This is a genomic window from Devosia sp. (assembly GCF_036676215.1).
Lineage (GTDB): Bacteria > Pseudomonadota > Alphaproteobacteria > Rhizobiales > Devosiaceae > Devosia.
Window position 1 is genome coordinate 1 of record NZ_JAKFDJ010000106.1, and the last position, 6128, is coordinate 6128.

Annotated in this window: 7 protein-coding genes; 1 reads left to right on the forward strand and 6 read right to left on the reverse strand. The window is 65.1% G+C overall.

Features of this window, described 5'->3' with window-relative positions; genetic code table 11:
• The 6 genes from V6M52_RS10185 to V6M52_RS10210 form a co-directional block, all read right to left on the reverse strand.
• Positions 1 to 686, reverse strand: a 686-nt coding sequence (locus V6M52_RS10185; protein ID WP_332700939.1) for a hypothetical protein, incomplete at its 3' end; no start/stop codon positions are given.
• Between the two features lie 215 nt (positions 687 to 901).
• Entirely contained in the window at positions 902 to 1117 is a 216-nt protein-coding gene (locus V6M52_RS10190; RefSeq protein ID WP_332700940.1) for a DUF2283 domain-containing protein, read from the reverse strand.
• Complete coding sequence (locus V6M52_RS10195; RefSeq protein ID WP_332700941.1) at positions 1114 to 1365, reverse strand: hypothetical protein; 252 nt, start codon at positions 1363 to 1365, stop codon at positions 1114 to 1116. The genes V6M52_RS10190 and V6M52_RS10195 overlap by 4 nt, the downstream gene beginning before the upstream one ends.
• A complete protein-coding gene (locus V6M52_RS10200; RefSeq protein WP_332700942.1) occupies positions 1362 to 4781 on the reverse strand; it encodes a class I SAM-dependent DNA methyltransferase in 3420 nt (1139 codons plus the stop codon). The genes V6M52_RS10195 and V6M52_RS10200 overlap by 4 nt, the downstream gene beginning before the upstream one ends.
• A gap of 56 nt (positions 4782 to 4837) precedes the next feature.
• Positions 4838 to 5134, reverse strand: a complete 297-nt coding sequence (locus V6M52_RS10205) for an addiction module antidote protein (RefSeq protein ID WP_332700943.1) — start codon at positions 5132 to 5134, stop codon at positions 4838 to 4840.
• Complete coding sequence (locus V6M52_RS10210; protein WP_332700944.1) at positions 5131 to 5436, reverse strand: type II toxin-antitoxin system RelE/ParE family toxin; 306 nt, start codon at positions 5434 to 5436, stop codon at positions 5131 to 5133. The genes V6M52_RS10205 and V6M52_RS10210 overlap by 4 nt, the downstream gene beginning before the upstream one ends.
• Before the next feature lie 125 nt (positions 5437 to 5561).
• Between V6M52_RS10210 and V6M52_RS10215 the strand changes: the two genes are divergently transcribed.
• Positions 5562 to 6128 (forward strand): MFS transporter (locus V6M52_RS10215; RefSeq protein ID WP_332700945.1); only part of this gene is annotated, 567 nt, incomplete at its 3' end.

Sequence of the window (6128 nt, forward strand, 5' to 3'; positions counted from 1 at the left end):
GCCGCGGCCCGCGCCTCCCGCTGCGCCCTCACCTCCGGCGTCAGCTCGGTATGCACCTCGCGCCCCTCGCGATCGAATGACTGCAGCAGCACGGTGAAGGTCTTGCCCCCGTCCTCCACCGGCGTCCGCTCCTTCAGGTCCCCGAACACCTTCGGCGCCAGCCGCCCGGCCTGCCAGCGCAGCCCGTCGATCTTCACCTTGGCCAAGTAGGCGGTCTGCGGCGTGGCCTCGTCGATCACCTCGCCGACCGCGTCGAACATCACGTGCCCCTGCACCTCGCGCGCCAGGGCGTAGGTCTCGCGGAACTCGGCATGCGCCTTCAGCCAGTTGAACACCGTCCCCACCGAGGGCATCCCCGGCTCGGCGCAGATGCGGATCAGCGGCTCGCCCTCGGCCAGGCGCTCGCAGATCGCCTCGCAGATCGCCGGATCATAGGAGCTCAACCAACCGCCCCTCCGGACCCCGCCGCCCGCCTCCCGCGCGGCGACGAAGCGGTCGGGGAAGTCCGGCTCCAGGCGCAGCCAGCGCTGGACCGTCGACCAGGCGGCCATCTCGGGATCGCCGCAGATCGACTTGACGCTCTCCCCGGCCGCCAGCCGCGCCAGGAACGGTTCCGACAGCTCCAGATACCGCGAATCCGTCCGCCGCTTGCGCAGCCGCCGGGCGCGCGCGTTCTCAACCACCATGGCAGGAGGCCTCTTATTGCTGATGTGGGATATGGGCTCCGCCCCGGCGCGCTAGGGCGCAGCGGTGGAGAGTGCCGAAATCCTCCCAGAATTCCGAGGAGATGTCAAGAACAAATCGGGAACAATTTCCCTCCTCCCTTGTGGGGAGGGACGGCGGCGAAGCCGCCAGGGTGGGGAGGTCCGGCCAACGCTCTACGCCGCCGAACTATCTCTCGTCAGGCGGCGTGAGTCGTCGTGAATGGCAGAGCCACGGTTTCAAGCGTTGAGAGATCAAGCTTTCCCGAGGCCTGGTCGATATCGAGGCCCACAACCGCACCGGCGCTATCGAAGTCGGCGTTCACGCCGGGCGCCACCTCGCGAGTTTCGGCGCCCGGCCCCGGCCGCAGCTCGATATAGAGGCTGTCCGTCTCAGGATAGTAATGCAGCTTCATGGCGCGTCTCGGCGGAAATTGCGGTCCAGGAAGGCGTTGTGGATGGTTTCACCGTCTTCCAGCGTAACCACCCTTAGCACACGCGGCGCGATTTCGCCCGCGACGCGCACCTCGCCCCAGAAGCGGATGCGCCCATCGTCCTGCACTTCGCGGCGAAGCGGATCGGCGATCACCGCCGCGCACCACTCGCGTTCGAGATAGGGACGCTTGCGCAGAACCTGTTCCTCGAAGTAACGCGTCGTCTTCACGCCGCCCGCCGCGCCGCGTACTTGCCGCCCTCAAGCGCCGTGACCCGCCCGTAACGCGCCAGCGTGATCAACACTTGGACGACCCGTTGCTCGATCAGCTTGCCGCCGCGCTTGAACCCGCGCGACAGTTCGGCCGCGTCCATCGGGCGATTGGCGGCCGACAGCATCGCCTCGATCGCCAGCGGCTGCTCGTAGCGGTCCTTGGGAAAGGCGGGCAGACCCTTGTCGATGGCGACCACCGTCTCGCCCAGGTCCAGGTCGCCGGTCTTGGCGGCGCCGCCCTTGGCGAAGCGGGGGATCTGATAGTCGGGCCGCAGCCAGCGCACATGGCCGGCGGCCTCCTCCTTGGCGCGTTCGGCGTTCAGCGCCACCAGACGTTCCAGGATCTGCTCATCGGTCAGGTCGGCCGGCCAGCCGTAGGCCTGGGCGGTCAGGGTGTCGATCTGGTCGTGCAGTTCCTTGAGGATCAGGACCCTGCCGCGTTGCTTGGCGTCTTCTTCAGCGGGGGTGAGGGGTGTGCCAGCCTTCACCTTTTCGATGAGGTTGTAGAGGCCGGTGAGGGTGAGGTCGGGGTGCTCGGCGAGAACGAGTTTGCGGGTGGCGTCGAGTTCCTCGCCAAGATCGCGAAGGCTGGTACCGGTGACCTCGTCGGGGTCGGGGAAAGGATATGGATCGAAGGTGCTGGCCTTGTTGTATCGGGGATCGTTTCCCACCCCGAGCCAGCCTCCAGCGCGGAGGGCCCAACTTGTGTGGATCGAGGACGACAGCACAGCGAGGTGCTGAGCATCTGCGCTACTGATTACGATAATCTCATGATTGGCTATGTCACTACATCCCAGGAACTGAAAGAATCGATGCTTCGAGGTTCGAGTAGTCGCGATGTATCTATCAAGATCTTTGTTCGCGATCCTGATCTGAGGCCGCGTCCTCCCAAACAGCCACCACTTCTCCCTGAAGCCTTTATCCGCGTTGCGATCTCGCTCCGGCTTCACCGCCTCCAGAACATGCTGAAAGCTAGCAGGAAACCGCTGCCGCGCTTCGCTTTGAGACAAGCCGTAGAAATCTATGACGAAGTCGCCGCGCCTGCGTTGAGTGAGTTCGCTACCACCTACGTGGGGGAATATCGCCATGCTCGGATCATGCGTAGCGTCGATGGCCCTAAGATGATCCGCTATCGCGCGGGGCACGACGAAGCCTTCTCCAGCGAGCATCACACCATTGCATGACAAGCCGTCGTTAGCTGCGAGCGCCTGAACCGACGTGGCGTCTGCGCCGACCGAGAGATCGGAATTTATTGTTCCGCTCGCCGTCGTGAAGGCGATTTGCGGACTGTCGGTGTCGATATCGCGTTCTTCGACGGGGTCGAGTAGGCGGCCAGGCATGGCCTCAGCCTGAACAACGGTCATAGCAATGCGAACGGCCGCTGAATCTCGACTTGCCTTTGTCCAAGGGTGGTCGGGTATAGCGTAGATGATTGACACCGGATGTTTGCCGCCAAGGTGTTTTTCGATCACCCGTCGGCTGAAACTCTGAGTGATGGAATTTGTTGTAACGAAACCAAAGCGGCGTAGCAGCGACTTCTTGCGCGTTAAGATATCAGCGGCGCGGTCCCACCATTGCATTACAAAATCGGCTGAGCCTGCGACGGTCGGGTTAGCCCTTTTCAACGCCTGAAGGTAGCCATCGCCCAGCGCGCTTCGCATGACTGCGCCCTTCCCGATAAACGGCGGATTTCCCACGATGAACTCGGCCTCCGGCCACGCCGGACGCCGCGGGTTGGGATAGGATTCGACCCGCTTGCCGTCTTTCTCCACCACCGCCGGGACCGGATAGCCGTCCCAGGTCAGCACCGCGTCATAGCCTTCGCGCTTGCCGAAATTGATATTCAGGAAGGCCCGCAGGATCGGCTCGGCGGGGTGGCTCTCGTGGTTGCGGTAGTGCCACTGCAGATAGCCGATCCAGATCACCAGCTCGGCGATGGCTGCCGCCCGGGGGTTCAGCTCCAGCCCCAGGAACTGGTGCGGGTCCACGCTCTCCTCGCCGGAGATCGCCAGGCTCGCCTGGCGGTCGCCGAGGTCGTTCAGGGTCTGGAGAACGTCGCCCTCCAACTGCTTCATCATCTCCAGGGCGACATAGAGGAAGTTGCCGGTGCCGCAGGCCGGATCGAGCACGCGCGTGGTGCAGAGCTTGTGGTGAAAGGCCCGCACCAGGGCCACCGCCTCCTTCTCGTGCCCATCATCGCGCGCCTGTTCGGCCTTGGTCAGGGCGGCCTGCCAGTCGCCCCGCAGCGGTTCCATCACCGTCACGTCCACCAGCCGCTGGACATAGGAGCGCGGCGTGTAGTGCGCGCCCAGCTTCTTGCGCTCGGCCTTGTCCAGAGCCTGCTCCAGCAGCGTGCCGAAGATGGCCGGATCGACCAGCGTCCAATCCGCGCGTGCGGCGGCCAGCAATTCGCCGATCTCCTCACGGCCCAACTCGAAGACCGTGGTGTCCTTGAACAGACCGCCGTTGAAATGGCGGACTCTGGCCTCGATGACGTGGCTGAACTCCTCGCCCTTGTCCATCTGTTGCCACAGTAACTTCAGGCGGTGCGGAAAATGGCTGGGATCGTCGACGCTCTTCTCCAGCAGCGCGCCGAAGCTCCCCTTGGGCAGCAGCTCCGTGTCCTCGGCGAACATCGTGAACAGGCAGCGCATGAGGAAGTGCGCCACGTCCTCGGCGTCGCAGGCCCGCGCCTCCAGCGCCTTGCTGACCTCCGCCAGCCGCTTTGCGATCTCGCGGGTCACCCGCGCTGAGGTCTTGGTCGGGTCCAGGGCGTGCGGATCGGTCCAGATCCGCGCCAGCAGCTCCCGGGTCTCCCGCTGCCGCAGGTCATCCAGATAGATCCGGAACCCCTTACGGTCGGGGAATTGGTTGTAGGCTCGCCCGGTGCCTGAGAAGTCAGCGAACACCTCCAGGCAGTTGCCCACGTCGCACGCGATAATGAAGGGGGGCGCCGGATGGTCGGCGTCCAGCAGGAAGACATAGCCCTCCGCCTGCTTGCGCGCGTTCTGCATCATCACGTCCCAGCCGCGTGCGTCCACGCGCCTGCCGAGCTGTTCGGGTTCCGGGCCAAACAGCAGGCCCTGTCCGGGGATTGCGTTCTTCTTGCCCGGCAGGCGGGACTGCTTGGCCTCCAGGATAAATGCGTTCCTCCTGTAGAGATCGATGCGCTTGGGCGCGGTGGTGGCCTCACTCCCGCGCGGCCGAACGGCCCGCTCGAAGACATAGTCGTTGTGATCGCGCTCCGCGCCCGCCGGGTCGGGACGCGGCACGCCAAGCACGTCGCACAACTCAGACAGGAACATCTGGTAGTTGGCGCGCTCGGCGCCGCCCTCGCGGGCGGTCCAGCGCTCAATGAAAACGTCTACGTCCACGCCCTACCCCACATCGACCGGCAGCTAATCGCAACCGGGAGTTCAGGGCAACGGCCTCACGCCGCTTCGGGATGCGCGGGCTCGGCCGTCAGCCGAATGCCCAGCGCGGCCATGACCGTCAGCACGGTGCCGAACTCAGGGTTTCCGTCAACGCTCAGCGCCCGGTAGAGGCTCTCGCGTGACAGCCCGGTCGCCGTGGCGATCTTGCTCATGCCGCGCGCCCGCGCCGCGACGCCGAGGGCGTCGGCGATGAAACCCAGGTCGCCGGTCTCCAGCGCATCGCTGACATAGGTCGCCACGGCCGCCTCGTCGTCGAGATAGTTGGCCGGATCGAACTTGCGGGATTTCGTCATCGATCTTTCGCCTTCCATTGTCTGGCCAAGGCCTTCGCCGCCTTGATATCGCGGACCTGGGACGACTTGTCCCCGCCGCAGAGTAGGACGATCACCGTCGCGCCCTGCCTCACGAAATAGACGCGGTATCCCGGCCCGATGTGGACGCGCAATTCGCTGACGCCTTCGCCGACAGGTTCGACATCTCCGGCGAGACCGTGAGCCAGGCGCTGAATGCGGCCGGCGATCTTGGCCTTGGCCTGAGTGTCTTTCAGCTTCGTGAGCCACGCGGAGAACGCCGGATCTTCAATGATCTCGAACATGACAAACTGTAGCCTACAGGCTACGTATACGCCAGGGAAAAACGCGCTCGCCGCCCCTTCACCTCCCCGCCGCACCCCCCTAACCTCCCCAGCAACAAGAACACCACCTCGGGGGAACACCACACATGGCCGGCGCCGCCACCACCACGCCCACCACCAAGCCCATCTTCTCCGAGAGCTACCGCACCACGGTCCTCGGCCTGCTGGTCGTCGCCTACACCTTCAACTTCATCGACCGCACGATCATCGCCACCATCGGCCAGGCGATCAAAGTCGACCTGAAGATCACCGACACCCAGCTGGGCCTGTTGGGCGGCATCTATTTCGCCCTGCTCTACACCCTGCTGGGCATCCCGATCGCGCGGCTGGCCGAGCGGTTCAACCGGGTCAACATCATCTCCGGCGCCATCCTGATCTGGTCGGCCTTCACCGCGCTCTGCGGCACGGCCACCAGCTTCGCCCAGCTGGCCGCCTACCGCTTCGGGGTCGGGTTCGGCGAGGCCGGCCTCTCCCCGCCGGCCCACTCGCTGATCAGCGACTATTACGAACCCAAGAAGCGCGCCTCGGCCCTGGCGGTCTATTCCTTCGGCATCCCGCTCGGCACCATGTTCGGCGCCGTGGCCGGGGGGTGGCTGGCCCAGGAGTTCTCCTGGCGGGTGGCCTTCATGATGGTCGGCCTGCCCGGCGTGCTG

Coding starts and splice junctions, on each gene's coding strand:
- V6M52_RS10190 (WP_332700940.1), bottom strand. CDS start 1,117: ATGAAGCTGCATTACTATCCTGAGACGGACAGCCTCTATATCGAGCTG.
- V6M52_RS10210 (WP_332700944.1), bottom strand. CDS start 5,436: ATGTTCGAGATCATTGAAGATCCGGCGTTCTCCGCGTGGCTCACGAAG.
- V6M52_RS10205 (WP_332700943.1), bottom strand. CDS start 5,134: ATGACGAAATCCCGCAAGTTCGATCCGGCCAACTATCTCGACGACGAG.